Origin of the sequence: Butyrivibrio hungatei (genome assembly GCF_001858005.1) — a bacterium.
GTDB classification, from domain to species: domain Bacteria; phylum Bacillota; class Clostridia; order Lachnospirales; family Lachnospiraceae; genus Butyrivibrio; species Butyrivibrio hungatei.
Window position 1 is genome coordinate 228758 of the sequence record NZ_CP017831.1, and the last position, 17895, is coordinate 246652.

Annotated in this window: 13 protein-coding genes; all 13 read left to right on the forward strand. The window is 42.3% G+C overall.

Annotated features, from left to right (window positions below):
- The first annotated feature begins 49 nt into the window (after nucleotides 1–49).
- The 13 genes from bhn_RS01430 (at nucleotide 50) to bhn_RS01485 (ending at nucleotide 17882) form a co-directional block, all read left to right on the forward strand.
- Complete coding sequence (locus bhn_RS01430; protein WP_083385611.1) at nucleotides 50–2893, forward strand: glycosyl hydrolase 115 family protein; 2844 nt, start codon at nucleotides 50–52, stop codon at nucleotides 2891–2893.
- A gap of 46 nt (nucleotides 2894–2939) precedes the next feature.
- On the forward strand, nucleotides 2940–3878 hold the full coding sequence (locus bhn_RS01435; RefSeq protein WP_071175031.1) for an ABC transporter permease: 939 nt from the start codon (nucleotides 2940–2942) through the stop codon (nucleotides 3876–3878).
- 15 nt (nucleotides 3879–3893) lie between these two features.
- Complete coding sequence (locus bhn_RS01440; protein WP_071175032.1) at nucleotides 3894–4766, forward strand: carbohydrate ABC transporter permease; 873 nt, start codon at nucleotides 3894–3896, stop codon at nucleotides 4764–4766.
- Between the two features lie 64 nt (nucleotides 4767–4830).
- Nucleotides 4831–6543, forward strand: coding sequence for a type 2 periplasmic-binding domain-containing protein (locus bhn_RS01445; protein WP_071175033.1), 1713 nt, complete (start codon nucleotides 4831–4833; stop codon nucleotides 6541–6543).
- Between the two features lie 71 nt (nucleotides 6544–6614).
- Nucleotides 6615–6857: a hypothetical protein gene (locus tag bhn_RS15535; RefSeq protein ID WP_148661890.1), complete on the forward strand. Its 243-nt coding sequence runs from the start codon at nucleotides 6615–6617 to the stop codon at nucleotides 6855–6857.
- Between the two features lie 14 nt (nucleotides 6858–6871).
- A complete protein-coding gene (locus tag bhn_RS01450; protein ID WP_071175034.1) occupies nucleotides 6872–8995 on the forward strand; it encodes a glycoside hydrolase family 3 C-terminal domain-containing protein in 2124 nt (707 codons plus the stop codon).
- Between the two features lie 188 nt (nucleotides 8996–9183).
- On the forward strand, nucleotides 9184–10662 hold the full coding sequence (locus bhn_RS01455) for an L-fucose/L-arabinose isomerase family protein (protein ID WP_071175035.1): 1479 nt from the start codon (nucleotides 9184–9186) through the stop codon (nucleotides 10660–10662).
- Between the two features lie 146 nt (nucleotides 10663–10808).
- Nucleotides 10809–12494: a GH25 family lysozyme gene (locus bhn_RS01460; RefSeq protein WP_071175036.1), complete on the forward strand. Its 1686-nt coding sequence runs from the start codon at nucleotides 10809–10811 to the stop codon at nucleotides 12492–12494.
- A 120-nt stretch (nucleotides 12495–12614) separates the two neighbouring features.
- Nucleotides 12615–13844, forward strand: coding sequence for a UTP--glucose-1-phosphate uridylyltransferase (locus bhn_RS01465; RefSeq protein WP_071175037.1), 1230 nt, complete (start codon nucleotides 12615–12617; stop codon nucleotides 13842–13844).
- Between the two features lie 141 nt (nucleotides 13845–13985).
- A complete protein-coding gene (gene galE / locus bhn_RS01470; protein WP_071175038.1) occupies nucleotides 13986–15002 on the forward strand; it encodes a UDP-glucose 4-epimerase GalE in 1017 nt (338 codons plus the stop codon).
- A 47-nt stretch (nucleotides 15003–15049) separates the two neighbouring features.
- Nucleotides 15050–15862, forward strand: coding sequence for a phosphatase (locus tag bhn_RS01475; protein ID WP_071175039.1), 813 nt, complete (start codon nucleotides 15050–15052; stop codon nucleotides 15860–15862).
- A gap of 77 nt (nucleotides 15863–15939) precedes the next feature.
- Entirely contained in the window at nucleotides 15940–16209 is a 270-nt protein-coding gene (locus bhn_RS01480; RefSeq protein ID WP_071175040.1) for a hypothetical protein, read from the forward strand.
- Between the two features lie 95 nt (nucleotides 16210–16304).
- Complete coding sequence (locus tag bhn_RS01485) at nucleotides 16305–17882, forward strand: S1C family serine protease (protein WP_071175041.1); 1578 nt, start codon at nucleotides 16305–16307, stop codon at nucleotides 17880–17882.
- Nucleotides 17883–17895: the final 13 nt, after the last annotated feature.

Genomic DNA, 17895 nt, shown 5'->3' on the forward strand with positions numbered 1-17895 from the left:
AAAAAAGTTCTGACATTTTTTATAATTAGAAATTGTGTTGGGGGACGATGTGGCAAAGATAGGGTTTGACAACAGGATAATGTTTACATATGAAGCTAAGTCATATTCTGGCGTTAACCAAATTGCTGCGTTAGTCAGAAAAGACGTAAATCTTGTAACAGGATTCACAGCCAAGGAGTATATAAGAGGCGAAAAGTGCAAGAATCTTGTGATCTACGGAACAGTTGACAAAAGCGATTATCTTGAAGAGCTTGAAAAAAGAGGCGTTATAGATCTCAAAGAGGTAAGAGGAAAGTGGGAAGTATACAGCTTTCAAGTAGTTGATCATCCTATGGATGGCGTAGAACATGCTCTTATCATTGCAGGGAGCGACAAAAGAGGTACTATTTACGGACTCTTCCATTTATCTGAACTTCTTGGGGTTTCGCCATTCGTCAACTGGAATCATGCATATCCTCGCAAGAGAAAGAATGTATTCCTGACAGATGAAGTCAATGTAGTGACCAAAGAGCCATCAGTAAAATATAGAGGCTTTTTTATAAATGATGAGTGGCCGGCATTTGGCAACTGGGCAACAGAGCACTTCGGCGACGTTAATGCCAAGTGTTATGAAAGAATATTCGAACTTCTCCTTAGATTAAAAGGAAATTACCTGTGGCCAGCAATGTGGAGATCCAACTTCAGTATGGATGGCCCGGGACTTGAAAGCGCAAGACTTGCCAATGAGCTTGGTGTAGTAATGAGTACATCTCACCATGAGCCTTGCATGAGAACGGGCGAAGAGTACTCACTCCTTAGAGGTAAGGATTCAATATACGGAGACGATTGGAGCTTTATTTCAAATAGAGAAGGTATTACAAGATTCTGGAGAGACGGTCTTGTAAGAAACAGAGATTTTGAAAATGTAATAACTCTTGGAATGAGAGGCGAAAGAGATTCCAAGATCCTTGGGCAGGATGCAACCCTTGCCGATAATATAGATCTTTTACGAGATGTTTTAAAAACTCAGAACCAGCTCATAAAAGAAATAATAGATGAAGATGTTCAGAAAGTACCAAGACAGTTTGTACTTTTTTCAGAAGTAGAAGAGTTCTTTTACGGAGATGACAAGACCAAAGGCCTTCTGGGAGATCCAGAGCTTGAAGGTGTAACCCTGATGCTCAGCGACAACAACGTGGGTTATACCAGAACACTTCCTTCCAAGGAGATGAGAGACCACAAAGGCGGCTTCGGTATGTATTATCACATGGATATGCATGGCGGACCATTCTCCTATAAGTGGATCGGAGCAACATATCTCCCAAGAGTATGGGAGCAGATGACTCAGGCCTACGATTTCGGGGTAAAAGAGATATGGGTTGTAAATGTAGGTGATATAGGAACTCAGGAATTTGGACTTTCCTACTTCCTTGATCTTGCATACGACATAGAAAAATGGGGCGGAAAAGATGCTTCTATAACTCAGAAATACGTTTCTGAGTGGGTTGAGCGTTCATTTGGAGCTATGATGCCACAGTCTCTGCGTAACAAGGCTCAGAAGATAATCTGGGATTACACAGGTCTTTTGGAAAAAAGACGCCACGAGATAATGCACGGCAATGTATATCATCCACTTCACTACGGTGAGGCACAGGATGTACTTGATATATCAGAGGGAATCCTCAAAGAGGCAGCTGCCATCAAGAAAAGGATAAGCGATGAAGATATGTCAGCCTTCATTTCACTTTTGTATTATCCAGCTTGTGGAACAGCAAACCTCATGAAGATGTGGATACTTGCTGGAAGAAATGAGCTTTTTGCTAGGCAGAACAGGATCGAAGCTAATCAGATCGCGTTATTAGTAGATGCTTGTGTCAAAGAAGACGACGCTCTCATTACTGAATATGAAACAGTAGATGATGGCTACTATAAGGGCTTTGGAAGATCAGAGCACATCGGCTTTATCAACTGGAATGAAGAAGATGACAGATTCCCAATGAGATACCTTATATATGGAGCAAATTCTCCAAGAATGATGGTTTCCCGTAAGGATGACGAGCACTACATGACAGGTACAGAGTGGTGCGACAGGCCACAGACCTGGAAAGACATGCTAAGAGCAGACGTAGATAGTATCGAGTTTGATCTTATAAATGGAAGCGAGCATCCATATAGATTTGAGATTACCGCTGACAATGATTGGATGAAATTTTCCAAGGTTGAAGGCGAGGTAAAGGCAAGAGAGAGAATAACTCTTTCAGTAGATAAGTCTTTATTAAAAGAAAAAGTGACAGGACATTTTGATATTGAGTGCGTAGGATTTGGCACAGCCCATACTACAGTAGAGGTTATGCCACCACAGGTTGTTCCTGGTCATTATATGGAGAGCGACGGATTTGTTTGTATCGAAGCTGAGCATTTTAGTTCCAAGAAGGATACGACAAAAGGCTCCTTTGAGATCCTGTCTCCATATGGAAGAAGTGGAAGCGCTATAAAAGTCTTCCCTTCTACAGCAGATTTTTTGACAGAAAAGAAAAGACCAAGCGTTGAGTACAGGTTCTGGATAGAGGATGAAGGAGACTACGAGCTCACATTCGACCTTGCACCAACTACACCAACAACCTTTAAGACTGAGCAGTATCTTGGCTACTCAGTAAATGAAGAAGAGATATGCATAGTTAATTCGGTACATAGAACTGACATACCATATTTCCTAAGTCCGCAGTGGGCGCAGGAAGCCAAGGACAATGTTAAGAAGGTCAGCGAGAAGGTTCACTTAAAAGCTGGCAAGAATACACTGCAGTTCTACGGTATGAGTCCAGGCATAGTATTGGAAAGAGTTCTTTTTGTAAGAGATGGGGTAACGATTCCGAGTTCATACTTGGGCCCCAAAGAAAGCTACTTGGGCGATTGATCTTGTGGGGATAAGACATAAATAGAGAAGCATAAGGAGGAAAAGTATGAAAGAGAAGGGGAAGACGTCTAATTTCAAGTTTAGCGTCTACATGAAGAGGTATTGGCAGTTATACGTCATGCTTCTGTTACCACTGACATATTTATTAGTGTTCAAATATGCACCAATGGTCTATGTTCAGATTGCATTTAAGAAGTACAGCTTGGTTGAGAGTATCTGGAAATTGCCAGTAGCAGCCAATCACGGATTTGAGTATTTTATTAAGGCATTTAAGACTAATGATTTTAAATATGCCCTTAGAAATACACTTACACTTAATTTGCTGGATCTGTTCTTAGGTTTTCCAGCACCTATCATTTTTGCGCTGATATTAAATGAGCTTTGTTTTGCAAGATACAAGAAGGTAGTTCAGACAATTGCTTATATGCCTCACTTCCTTTCTTGGGTCATCATCTACAGCTTGGCACTTCAGCTCCTTGCACCAAATGATGGCCTTGTAAACATGGTAATTCAGGACCTTGGCGGAAAAGCTATTCCATTCCTTAATGAAGAAGGTCACTGGATCGGAAGTTATATCGGCTTTGGTATTTGGCAGAACTTTGGTTGGGGATCCATTGTTTATCTGGCATCTATCGCAGGTATCAATCCAGAACTATATGAGGCAGCAGCTGTTGATGGAGCAGGAAGATTCCGCAAGATGTGGCATATCACTCTTCCAGGAATCAAGCCAACCATCGTAGTTCTTCTCATCATGAGCCTTGGTAATATTCTTGGTGGTGGTTTCGACAGACCATTCGCATTCCAGAACAACCTCGTAATGAGAGTTGCTGACGTTATTCCAACATTCGTTTATAGAGTAGGTATCAAGGGACTTCAGTTCTCACTTACAACAGCTGTAGGTCTTTTCCAGTCAGTTGTTGGTGTGTTCTTCCTGTTAATGGCTAACTTCATCTCACGCAAACTTGGTGAGAGAGGAATATGGTAAGGGAGGAGCATAGAAATGAAAGTTAAATCAAGAGCAGATAAAATCTGGGATATTGTATTTGTGATCTTTTGCTTACTTGTAAGTGCGATCTGCATTATCCCAATGTTAAACCTCCTTGCTAAGTCACTTAGCGGTGTGGATTATATCGTAAGAAGTGAAGTATATCTTATTCCAAAGGGACTGAACTTTAAGGCATATGCAACAGTACTTAAGGATGCCAAGTACATAAGAGCTTTCTTCTGGACAGTCTTCCTTACTATCATTTGTACAGTTGCTTCACTTACAATGACAACACTTTGCGCTTATCCTCTTATCTTTGAAGGACTTAAGGGAAGAAAAGCAATAAACGTATTCATTACTATCACAATGTTCTTTAACGCAGGAACAATTCCTAATTACCTGCTGATGCAGAAGCTTAACCTTTTGAGTAACCCATTGGTTCTCATTATTCCAGGTGTAATGAGCGTTTATAACATGATCATCATGCGAAGCTTCTTTTATGGAATACCTGATAGTTTGAGAGAATCAGCTGAGATTGATGGAGCATCATTCTTTAGAATATTGATCAGTATTTATCTTCCTCTTTCCAAGCCTGTTATGGCTACACTGGCTCTTTTCTATGCAGTAGGAAGATGGAACGGTTATTCAGATGCCCTCATGTATATGAGAGAAGCCAAGTATTATACATTGCAGCTTCTTTTGTACAACATCATCAACAACATCAACCAGGTTGAGGTTGCAACACAGGAAGGCTTCTCGGCACCTGGCCTTTCAGAATCACTTAAGGCTGCGGTAGTAATGTTCTCAACAGTGCCTATCCTGTGCATCTACCCATTCCTTCAGAAGTACTTCATTCACGGAGTAACTTTGGGGGCTGTAAAAGAATGATCACTTGGCGAGGTATTAAATTGGTAGTAAATGATATTTATCATATAAAAATGGAGGTATAGTTATGAAGAAAAAGGTATTATCTATGTTTCTTGCATCCGTTATGGCGCTTTCAATCGTAGCCTGCGGATCATCAAACGGGGGTTCTGACACCCAGACTGGTACAGATACTGCAGCTCAGCAGGATAACGCTACTGAGACAGAAGCGCAGGCTGAACCAGAAACAGCTTCTGAGCTTGTTGACGGCAAGTTTGCTGAGACAAGAAAGATCACAGTAGAGATCTATGACAGAGGAAATGATGGTGGATCAGATCCAGAAAACAACATGTACACAGAGTACATCAAAAAGGGAATGCTTGAAGAGCACAACGTAGAAGTTACTTTCAAGAAGGTTCCAAGATGGACAGAGGTTGATGATATCAATAACCTTCTTGCAGCCGGAGAAGCTCCAGATATCTGCGTAACTTACAGCTATCCTACAGTTCTTACATACGCTCAGATGGGCGGTGTAATCGACCTTGCTGATTATGTAGACGCATACAAGGCAGATCTTCCAAACCTTTGGAACTGGCTTGGCGAGCAGAACATTTACTGGGATAAGGATCCTAAGACAGGTTCTATCTGGGCAATTGAAGGTAGACGTGCTGAGCAGCAGAGAATCGTAACATTCGTTCGTCAGGACTGGCTTGATAAGCTTAACATGAAGGCTCCTACAACAACTCAGGAATTCGAAGATATGCTTATCGCATTCAGAGACAATGCTGATACTCTTCTTGGAAAAGATGCTTCCAAGATGGTTCCTTTCTCAACAAGCTATGATGTAGGTTGGAGAACAGCTAACATCATCACATCTTTCATGGATCCTAAGATTACAGATAAGGAATACTACATCAATGGATTCGATGACAGAATGGTTACACAGGCTTCTACAAAGGAAGCAGTTAAGCTTCTTAACAAGTGGTACAACGAAGACCTTATTTGGAAAGATTTCGCTCTTTATGGAAGCGGAGACACAACTGAGGATGACATGATCAAGGCTGGTTATGTTGGTGCATTCCAGCACAACTGGGATTATGTATTCAGAAACGGTGAAGACAGCATCAATGCAAACCTTAAGAGAAATGTTGGTGAAGATGCTAAGTTCGTTCCTGTAGATTGCTTCCAGAACTCAGAAGGAAAGTATGCTAAGTGGCTTTACAGCTCAGCTGGTGACAGAAAGATCTTCTTCCCAACAACAAACACAGAGCCTCTTGCTTCACTTCTTTATGTTGATTTCATTTCAAAACCTGAGACAATCAAGTACCTTCAGGCTGGTGATGAAGGCGTAACACACGAAGTTCTTGATTCTGGTGCTATCCAGATCATTGCTGCAACAGGCGATGCAATCCAGAACTCTGGTAAGAACATTGACTACACAATCACATGTAACGGAACAAACTTTGGTGACGAGAAGCTTGCAGCTCTTTCACTTGCATATGGTTATGCAGAGGCAGATCCTGAGCTTGTAAGCCAGGCAGATGTTATCTCTCGCACAGATGGCATTGAGCCAGTTAATGTAAACGTTGGAGAGATCACAGCAGAAGCTGGTGTTGGTGATACTCTTTCATCAAAGAGAGATCAGATCTATGACAATGCTGTAGTTGCTGCAGAAGCAGATTTCGATTCAACATGGGATAGCTACATGTCAGATTACCTCTCAGCTGGTGGACAGGCTATCATGGATGAGCGTGCAGAGAAGTGGGCTGAGTACTTCGGCGATGCAGATATGTTACCATGATATAAGCGTCATAATACATAATGCTTACATGCTTGCATGATAAGCATTATGTATTGATGACCTGAACAAACATGAGGAAAAAAGCAATTTACGAAGTAAATAGCGATTTCCGAATGTTTGCAGGATTGCGAGAGTTTCGCAGAAACGTAGCAATCCGTATATCATGGTTTGTAAGGCATGTTTTTAGAGGCGTAACCCTTGTGGTTACGTCTCTTTCTTTATCCGCAAATATTAAGCTGATTAAGGCAAAAAATGGTAAGAAAAAACAATTCCCATTCTTTAAAATTGAAAATGGATCACAAAAGATTAATTAAAGGGGATAGTTTTTATGAATAGAGAGGAAGCGAGAAAGCGAGCAAAAGAACTTGTTGCTAAGATGACTGTTGATGAAAAAGCATCACAGCTTCGTTATGATGCTCCAGCTATCGACAGACTGGGAATTCCAGCATACAACTGGTGGAATGAAGCTCTTCACGGCGTTGCAAGAGCAGGCACAGCTACAATGTTCCCACAGGCTATCGGACTTGCAGCTGCATTTGATGAGGACCTTATGGGTGCCATCGGTGAGATTGTTGCTATCGAGGCTCGTGCCAAGTACAACGAGCAGTCCAAGAGAGAGGACAGAGATATTTACAAGGGACTCACTTTCTGGGCTCCTAATGTAAATATATTCAGAGACCCACGTTGGGGTAGAGGTCATGAGACCTATGGAGAAGATCCTTATCTTACCAGCAGACTTGCAGTTCCATTTGTTAAGGGGATGCAGGGTGATGGAGAATATATGAAGGTTGCTGCATGTGCCAAGCACTTCGCAGTGCATTCAGGACCAGAAGGAGAGAGACATTTCTTTGACGCCAAGGCATCCAAGAAGGATTTGGAAGAGACATACCTTCCTGCTTTCGAGGCATGTGTAAAGGAGGCTGGTGTTGAGGCAGTAATGGGTGCTTATAACAGAACAAATGGTGAGCCATGCTGCGCAAATAAGCCTCTCATGGTAGATACTTTAAGAGATAAGTGGGGATTCGAAGGACACTTCGTATCAGACTGCTGGGCAATCAAGGATTTCCATGAAAATCACAAGGTAACAAGTAGCCCAGAAGAGTCAGCTAAGCTTGCTCTTGAAATGGGATGTGACCTTAACTGCGGATGTACTTATCAGACTATTATGAATGCTTATAGAGCAGGCATTCTTGATGAAAAACTCATTACAACATCCTGTGAGAGACTCTTTACTACAAGATTCCTTCTTGGAATGTTTGATAAGACAGAGTATGATGAGATTCCTTTTGAGAAGGTTGAGTGCAAAGAGCATCTTGCTGTAGCTAGCAGAGCTGCAAGGGAGTCGGTAGTACTTCTTAAAAATGATGGACTTCTTCCACTTGATAAGTCCAAGATAAGGACTATTGGCGTAGTTGGACCAAATGCTAACTCAAGACTTTCACTTATTGGTAATTACCATGGAACAGCTTCAAGATACATCACTGTTCTAGAAGGTATCCAGGACAAGGTTGGAGATGATGTCAGAGTTCTTTATTCTGAAGGTTCAGACATCTTCAAGAATAATATCAGTAACCTGGCAGATCCTAATCTTCCAGACAGACTTTCAGAGGCGCAGGCAGTTGCAGACCACTCAGATGTAGTGGTTGTTGTAGTTGGTCTTGATGAGAATCTTGAGGGTGAAGAGGGTGACGCAGGAAACCAGTTCGCGTCAGGAGACAAGATCAATCTTAATCTGCCTCTTTGCCAGAGACAGCTCCTTTACTCAGTGCTTGAGTGTGGCAAGCCTACCATCGTAATTGATATGGCTGGTAGTGCTATTGATCTTAGTAAGGCTCAGGAAGAGGCTAATGCAGTACTTCAGGCTTGGTACCCAGGTGCTAGAGGCGGTAAGGATGTTGCAGATATCCTCTTTGGCGATGTATCTCCATCAGGTAAGCTTCCTGTAACGTTCTATGCTTCAGCTGATGATATTCCAGATTTCAAAGACTATTCTATGAAGAATAGAACTTATAGATACTTTACCGGAACACCTCTTTATCCTTTCGGATACGGACTTACATATGGCGATTGCTATGTTAAGCCTGATCTTCATCTGCATATGGATAATGGCTCCAAGGATGGCCTTGTTGATGCCGAGCTTACAGTTAAGGTGGCAAATGACGGCAAGGTAGACACAGACGAGGTCGTTCAGGTTTATATCAAGGATCTTGATTCTAAGTTTGCTACGACACATCCAAGCCTTTGCGGCTTCAAGAGAGTGCACGTTCCTGCAGGCTCAGAGGTAGAGGTTACTGTTAAGCTTGATAAGAAGGCATTTACTTCTGTAAATGAAGAAGGCGAGAGAAAGATATTTGCCAAGAACTTCAAGCTTTATGCCGGATGTCAGCAGCCAGATACTAGATCAAAAGAGCTTACTGGACACGAGTGTGTAGAGATTGGGGTTACTCTTTGATAGCTTGTCTTTTTTATAAGGGTAAAAGATTACAAGATATAGGTATTTTGAATAATTTTATCGGGGTATTTTCTATAATTTGGCACGTTGTTTTTTAGTGCTTTTTAGCTGATAATGATATACGTCGGTTAGACTACAGGTAGAGTAGAGCATATTGCTCTTGGTATAAAAAAGAAAGGGGATTTATTATGATCAATATTCCAGAGGTAAAAATCGGTCTTGTTGCAGTAAGCCGTGACTGTTTCCCAGCTTCACTTGCTGTAAACAGAAGAAAGGCTTTAGTAGAGGCCTACAAAAAGAACTACAACGACAAGGACGTTTATGAGTGTCCTGTATGCATCATCGAGAGTGAGACTCAGACACTTGAGGCTCTTGAAGATGTTAAGAAGGCTGGATGTAACGCTCTTTGCGTATATCTTGGAAACTTCGGACCAGAAATTTCTGAGACACTTCTTGCAGAGAAGTTTGACGGACCTGTAATGTTCTGTGCGGCAGCAGAAGAGTCACAGGGCGACCTTATCGATGGTAGAGGAGATGCTTACTGCGGTATGCTCAACGCAAGCTACAACCTTCACCTTCGTAACGTTAAGGCATACATCCCAGAGTATCCAGTAGGAACAGCTGATGAGTGTGCTAAGATGATCAACGAGTTCGTTCCAATCGCTAGAGCACTTGATGGACTTGCAAACCTCAAGGTTATTTCATTCGGACCACGTCCTATGAACTTCCTTGCTTGTAATGCTCCTATCCAGCAGATCTACAACATGGGTGCTGAAATTGAAGAGAATTCAGAGCTTGACCTCTTCGAGTCATTCAACAAGCATGCTGGTGATCCTAGAATCGCAGAAGTTAAGGCAGATATGGAAAAGGATCTTGGCGCTGGTAACAAGAAGCCTGAAATCCTTGAGAAGCTTGCTCAGTATGAGCTTACACTTCTTGACTGGATCGAAGAGCACAGAGGCGGCAAGAAATATGTATGTATCGCTGGTAAGTGCTGGCCTGCATTCCAGACACAGTTCGGATTCGTTCCTTGCTACGTTAACTCAAGACTTACAGGCAGAGGAATCCCTGTATCTTGCGAAGTAGATATCTATGGTGCAATTTCAGAGTTCATCGGAACATGCATTTCTGATGATGCTGTTACACTTCTTGATATCAACAACTCTGTACCTGCTGATATGTACGAGCAGTCAATCAAGGGCAAGTTCGACTACAAGCACACAGATACATTCATGGGCTTCCACTGCGGAAATACATGCACAAGCAAGCTTTCAAGCTGCGAGATGAAGTTCCAGAGAATCATGGCTAGAAACCTTCCTGAGGAGGTTACACAGGGAACACTTGAAGGTGACATCATTCCTGGTGATATCACATTCTATAGACTTCAGAGCACATCAGATAATCACCTTAAGGCATATGTTGCACAGGGTGAAGTTCTTCCTGTTGCTACTCAGTCATTCGGTGGAATCGGTGTATTTGCTATTCCTGAGATGGGAAGATTCTATAGACATATCCTTATCCAGCACAACTTCCCACACCACGGAGCAGTTGCATTCGGACACTTCGGAAAGGCTCTTTACGAAGTATTTAAGTATGTTGGAGCAGAGGTTATCGGCTACAATCAGCCAGCTTCACTTCCATATCCAACAGAGAATCCATTCGCGTAAAGCACTTGACGAGGTATCGTCAATTAGGGGCTATGGGGTTTTAGTTTAATAATAAAGTGCCACTTTGGAGGTTGCTCCAAAGTGGCATTTCTTATATAATTGTTTATGTTAAGAAAAATGTAAAAATCCGAGGGGAGTCAGTGTAAATGAAAAAAGTGGGAAAACTCATTCTTTCAGTAGGAATGCTCATCTCTATGGTAGCGATCCTATCTTTTTCGCCTGTAAGCTGTATCACAGCTGAGGCTGCAGGAGCAGGACCAGAAGTTGCAGTAGGTATCGATGTTTCCAAGTATCAGGGAGCAATCAACTGGCAACAGGTCAAAGCTTCAGGCATCAGATTTGCTATGATCCGTGTTGGCACTACCAAGAAGGGTCTAGACGAACAATTTGTAAATAACATCAACGGAGCCAATGCTGCTGGCGTTAGAACAGGTGTCTATATCTATTCATACGCTACTACTCCAGAGGCAGCTGCTGCAGAGGCCAATCAGGTTCTTGCATGGATAGCTCCATATACAGTAACTTTCCCAGTTGCAATTGATATTGAAGATCAGTGTCAGAGAGGACTCAATGCTGCACAGCTTCAGGCTATCGCAGATACTTTCTGTGGAATCCTCAATGCAAATGGATATGAGACAATGGTATACGCTAGCCGTAACTGGTTCCTTCAGAGAATGCCTAGTGTAGCTTCTGCAAAGTGGGTTGCTCAGTACAATTCATCCTGTGATTATCCTGGTGAATATGCTATGTGGCAGTCAACAAGCCATGGCTCATATGCAGGTGTTCCTTCAAGAGTAGATGTTAATCACCTCTACACAGATTATTTCTCTCGTATTATTCCAGAGGGATTTAATAGCTGGGGCGGACACGTATTCTACTACAGCAATTACCGTAAGCAGTATGGTTGGCTCAACCTTGCAAACGGAAGATATCATACAGATGCTAATGGATTTGTTCAGACTGGTTGGTTCCAGGATGAGACAGGTATCTACTACCTGAAGCCAGCAGAAGGCGGACTTGCAGCAGTTGGATTTAATGATATCGACGGTTCAAGATTCTACTTTGATGCAAATGGTAATAGATGCACAGGCCTTCTCAATCTTGGAGAAGCTGGTGTATATTATGCCAATGCAGATGGTGTTTGCCAGAAGGGTTTTGTTCAGCTCGAGGATGGTATTCACTATTTTGATGAAAACTATGCAATGCACGCAGGTCTTACACAGATTGGCGACAAGCTTTATTTCTTTGGTCCAAGTGGTGCAATGCAGACTGGTATGATCGCACTTGAAACTGGTAAGTATATGTTTGATGCAGATGGTATCGCTATTAGCGGATGGTTCTCCAATGAACAGGGACAGAGATTTTACTTTGCGCCAGATACACATACAGCTGTTACTGGTCTTGTAACTCTTGATAAAGCTAATTATATCTTTGACGCAGAAGGCGTTATGCAGACAGGCTGGTCAGGAGATGTTGCTAGCAGATTCTACTTTGGACCAGATGGTAAGATGGTTACAGGCTGGAACGCAATCGATGGCAAGAACTTCTACTTTGGTGCAGATGGTAAGATGGTTGTTGGTCTTGCATCTCTCAAGGATGGTGTTTACTATCTTGATCCAACTGACGGACATCAGGTTGTTGGCTGGGTACAGACTCCAGAAGGTTGGAGATACTTCGATGTTAACAACGGAAGAATGCTTGTAAAGGTTACAGCACTTCTTGATAACGTAAATTGCACATTTGACAAGAATGGAATCCTTGTTGATCCAGCAGGCTGGACACCAGGAACTCCAGCACCAGCACCTGCTCCAGAAACAGCACCAGCAGGCTGATGAAAGAAATTTGATCGAGAGAAGTTGCCATTTGTGTGGTGACTTCTCTTTTTTACGAAAACTTTGACATGTGGTAAAATGGAAAAAGTGTTTATTAGAGGACGACGGAAAGGAAACGTTATGAACTTAGAAGAAGCAAAAAAGAAACTTGAGGAGTATGGCCAGAGCCATGTTCTCAAATATTATGATGAGCTTTCAGATGGCGAGAAGGCTGATCTTCTTCAGCAGATTGAGGATACAGATTTTGCTGTACTTGCAAACTGCAAGAACCTTGGAAAGAGCGAAGGAAGGGGAAAGTTTGCTCCACTTGCAGCAATGCAGGTTTCTGAGATTGAGAAGAGAAAAGATGAATTTACTAAGATAGGTGTAGAGGCTATTAAGTCTGGCAAGGTGGCAGCAGTTCTTTTGGCAGGTGGAATGGGTACAAGGCTTGGATCAGATAACCCTAAGGGAATGTATGACATTGGCCTTACCAAGCACGTTTACATCTTCCAGAGAATAATCGAGAACCTACAGGATACAGTTAAGGCAGCGGATGGTGCATATATTCATCTCTTTATCATGACAAGTGAAAAGAATAATGATGCTACTGTAAACTTCCTTAAGGAGCACAACTACTTTGGATATCCTGAGGATAAGGTAACATTCTTCAAGCAGGATATGGCGCCAGCTTCAGATTATGAAGGAAAGGTTTACATGGAAGGCAAGGGTAGAATCTCCACATCACCTAATGGTAATGCAGGCTGGTATTCATCAATGCTCAAGGCTGGCCTTCGCGATGTTATCCTTGCAGAGGGCATCGAGTGGATCGATATCTTTGCAGTAGATAACGTTCTTCAGAGAATCGCAGATCCTTGCTTTGTAGGTGCAACACTTAATGCAGGCGTTGACTGCGGTGCCAAGGTTGTTCGCAAGAACGCGCCAGACGAGAAAGTTGGTGTTATGTGTCTTGAGGATGGCAAGCCATCTATTGTTGAGTACTATGAGCTTTCACAGGAGATGATGGATGCCAAGGACGCCAACGGCGATCCAGCATACAACTATGGTGTAATCCTTAACTATCTCTTCAATGAGAAGGCTCTCAATGAGATCGCTAAAAAGACTCTTCCTCTTCACGTTGTTGAGAAGAAGATTCCATATATTGATGAGAATGCTGAGCTTGTTAAGCCTGAGAAACCAAACGGATGCAAGTTCGAGCAGCTGGTTCTTGATATGATCCACATGCTTGATAGCTGCCTACCTTATGAGGTAGTAAGAGAGTATGAGTTCGCACCGATCAAGAACAAGGAAGGTGTGGATTCAGTAGAGTCTGCAAGAGAACTTTGCAAGAAGTGTGGAATTGAGCTTTGATTACAATCAGTTAACATTATGACAGGTACGCATAACAAAAGAACGTTGTAATATAGTAATTCACTTACTAAAATAAAAGCCAAGATAGCAATTTGTGAAAACAGACAACATTTTGCAAAGAACAAAAAGAGAGGTATCAAAATGGCAATTCTAGTAACAGGTGGAGCAGGATATATCGGATCACACACAGTCGTTGAGCTACAGAACGCTGGATACGACGTGGTAGTTATGGACAATCTGGCAAATGCAAGCAAGAAAGTAATTGGCAGAGTCGAGGCGCTTACTGGTAAAAAAGTGCCATTTTATGAGGCAGATATTAGAAACAGAGAGGATCTCGAGAAGATCTTTTCAACAGAGAAGATTGACAGCGTAATTCACTTCGCTGGACTCAAGGCAGTAGGCGAGTCAGTTCAGAAGCCTTGGGAGTATTATGACAACAACATCACAGGAACACTTACTCTTGTTGATGTCATGAGAAAGCACAACTGCAAGAACATCATCTTCTCATCTTCAGCAACAGTTTACGGTAACCCAGCATTTATTCCTATCACAGAGGAATGCCCTAAGGGAACATGTACAAACCCTTATGGATGGACAAAGTCAATGCTTGAGCAGGTTCTTACAGATATTCAGAAGGCTGATCCAGAGTGGAATGTAGTTCTTCTTAGATACTTCAATCCAATCGGAGCACACAAGAGCGGAACAATCGGTGAGAATCCTAATGGAATTCCTAACAACCTTATGCCATACATCACACAGGTTGCAGTAGGTAAGCTCCCAGAACTCAATGTATTTGGTAACGACTACGACACACCAGACGGAACCGGCGTACGTGATTACATCCACGTAGTTGACCTTGCAGTAGGACATGTTAAGGCTCTCAAGAAGCTTGCTCCTGGAAGCGGACTTAACATCTACAACCTTGGTACAGGCGTAGGATACAGCGTACTTGACATCGTCAAGAACTTCGAAGAAGCTACAGGAGTTAAGATCCCATATGTGATCAGAGACAGACGTCCTGGCGATATCGCAACTTGCTACTCAAATGCTGACAAGGCAGAGAAGGAACTTGGCTGGAAGGCTGAGAATGGTATCAAAGAAATGTGCGCAGATTCATGGAAGTGGCAGAGCCAGAATCCTAACGGATACGAAGACTGATCATGAAGCTGTGATATGGGGGAAGTAAGAGAAATAGAGGTTTTTAGATGTACCATATAGAATGTGATACCCATACACATACAATTTATTCACGACATGCATATTCAACTATAGAAGAGAATGTCAGGGCTGCCAGCGAGAAGGGAATCAAGCTTCTCGGCAGTACTGATCATTTCAGTTCTATGCTCTTTTCGGATTACGAAAACGTCAAGAATTATCAGTTTTTCTTTGGAACTAATATGTGGCCAAGGCAGTTTCACGGAGTCACTCTTTTAAGGGGCTGTGAGGCTGATATAGTAGACATGGAAGGCCACATGTTTGGATTTGATAACATCATTACCAAGTCTATCGTAGGTGATGAGATGGAAAGCCCAATGCCACTTAGTGATATGGTATTCCGCAGAATGGACTATGTGATCGCAAGTGTTCATTCCAAGAGACATACAGTAGGTCATTCGGCAGCTGAGAACACACAGATGTTCATAAATGCCCTTAGCCATCCAAAGGTTCTTTTCATAGGACACATTGGAAGATCTGGTGTTGAGTTTGAGATGGACCCAGTGCTTAAGGCAGTCAAGGATATGAACAAGGCCCTTGAGATCAATGAGGCAAGCTTCTCATATGAAGGTCATCATCAGAGTCTGTGCAGACAGGTGGCAATCAGATGCGCAGAACTTGGAGTTAAGATAGCAGTCAATACTGATGCTCATATGGCTTATGAGATCGGCAATGCATCTAAGGCTCTTGCAATGCTAGAAGACATCCACTTCCCAGAGGAACTCATCATTACCCGCACAAGGGAGAGTTTCCTTGAAGCCTTAAGAGCAAGTGGAGTTTTTACAGATAATATTATAAAATGATTATATGCTGGATTATGAGATAAGCTCATGATCCAGCATTTATTATGAAAAGAACTTTAACAAGGCGGTATTTATCTATGTTTAGAATGTGGTGCAGAGTTATTGATGATAACCACTTGATCAAAGATACAGTAATATGCGATGAGACCTATGACAAAAGAACTCACAAAATAATGAACGCCCTTGAAAAGGCGTGCTATGAATTTGACCTTCCAAAGCCTATTTGGCTGGACCCAATAGTCAAAGATTTTCAGCTTCATAATAAATGCAGGTTCTATCAGGACTCTTTTATCGAGGAAATAGATTTCGACTATCTGGAAATACAGGTTTTAGAAGAAGATTATTAATTCTAATATTATTTTTTTATTATAAATTCAACACAATTCCGTCACAGAATGAAACTATACTAAAGCCATAATTTGAAAGGAAGAAGGTATGACCTATGTTTGAAGAAGAAAACAAGCCAGGTACAAACAGCAACCCTTACAACAATTATAGTTATGGAAATGGATATATGGGGAATAGCTCACAGAATTCTTACAGCTACGGTAACGGGCAACAGAGCTATGGAACTTATCAATATAGCTCCAATGGCAACATGAATTCTGGGGCAACAAATCAGACGCCTGCGCCAAAGAAAAGAAATACAGCAGGCATCGCAGTAGCAATTATAGTAGCAATAGCTCTTTTGACTGGTGGCATTGGAGCGGGCTACTACGCAGTAACAAATAGACCAGAGCTCTTTGCTAGTGTCAAAGATGGATCCAAGCAGGTCGAGGAAACTCAGGAAGAAGCTCAGGACGAGACAGCAAAAGAGGAAGCTGCAGCAGAAGAGGCTACCAAGGCTGCTGAAGATGTAGCTGAGGAAGAGAGCAAGATTCAGACTACAACAGTAGCTGGAGAAGTTAAGGCAGTAGTTACTGATGTTACAGGTGTTGTTTCAGAAGTAATGCCAGCAATGGTAATCATTCATAACAACTATACAGCTTCTCAGAACTTCTTTGGATATGTTCAGGAACAGGAAGCACAGGCTTCAGGTAGTGGTATCATTGTAGGTCAGAATGATACTGAGCTTTTAATTGCAACTAACTACCATGTTATCGAAGGCGCAGATTCATTGGAAGTTATCTTTACAGATGATGCTTCAGTTCAGGCGGTTGTCAAAGGAACTGATCAGGATATGGATCTTGCAGTTATAGCAGTTATGCTTGATGACATTTCATCAGATACCCTTGATTCCATCAAGGTAGCAACTCTTGGAGACAGCGATTCACTCAAGCTTGGCGAGCCAGCAATTGCAATCGGTAACGCTCTTGGCTATGGTCAGTCAGTTACAACAGGCGTAATTTCAGCTGTTAACAGAGAAGTTGAGATTTCTGAGGGCGCATATCAGACATTTATCCAGACAGATGCAGCAATTAACCCAGGTAACTCAGGTGGTGCACTTCTTAATATATCTGGTGAAGTGATCGGTATCAATTCTAACAAGATCGGCGGCGAGACAATTGAAGGTATGGGCTATGCTATTCCTATTTCAGTTGCACGTCCTATCATCGACAAGCTCATGAATGAAGAGACCAAGGTAAAGGTTTCTGATGAAGAGAGAGGATATCTTGGAATTTCAGGTGTGACAGTTACATCATCAGTATCTCAGATGTATGGACTTCCACTTGGTATCTATGTTGCAGAAGTTGCTGATGGCGGTGGAGCTCAGGCAGCTGGCATGCAGAAGGGTGATGTGATCGTTGGCTTTGAGGGTGACGAGATCACATCAATGGATGAGCTTCAGAACAAGCTTGCGTACTATTCAGCCGGTACAACAGTAAAGGTTACTGTTAAAAGAGCTAACGGTGCAGAATATAATGAGATCACTATGGACCTTACACTTGGCAAGGCTATGACTGATTCTAATGCAACAAATGGAAGCGGCAATTCTGGAAACGGCAATAATGGCGGCAGTATAGACCAGCAGCCAGCCGGCGATCCAAATGCTAAGAGCGGCCAGGGTAGCGGACACTAATTATTTAATGAGG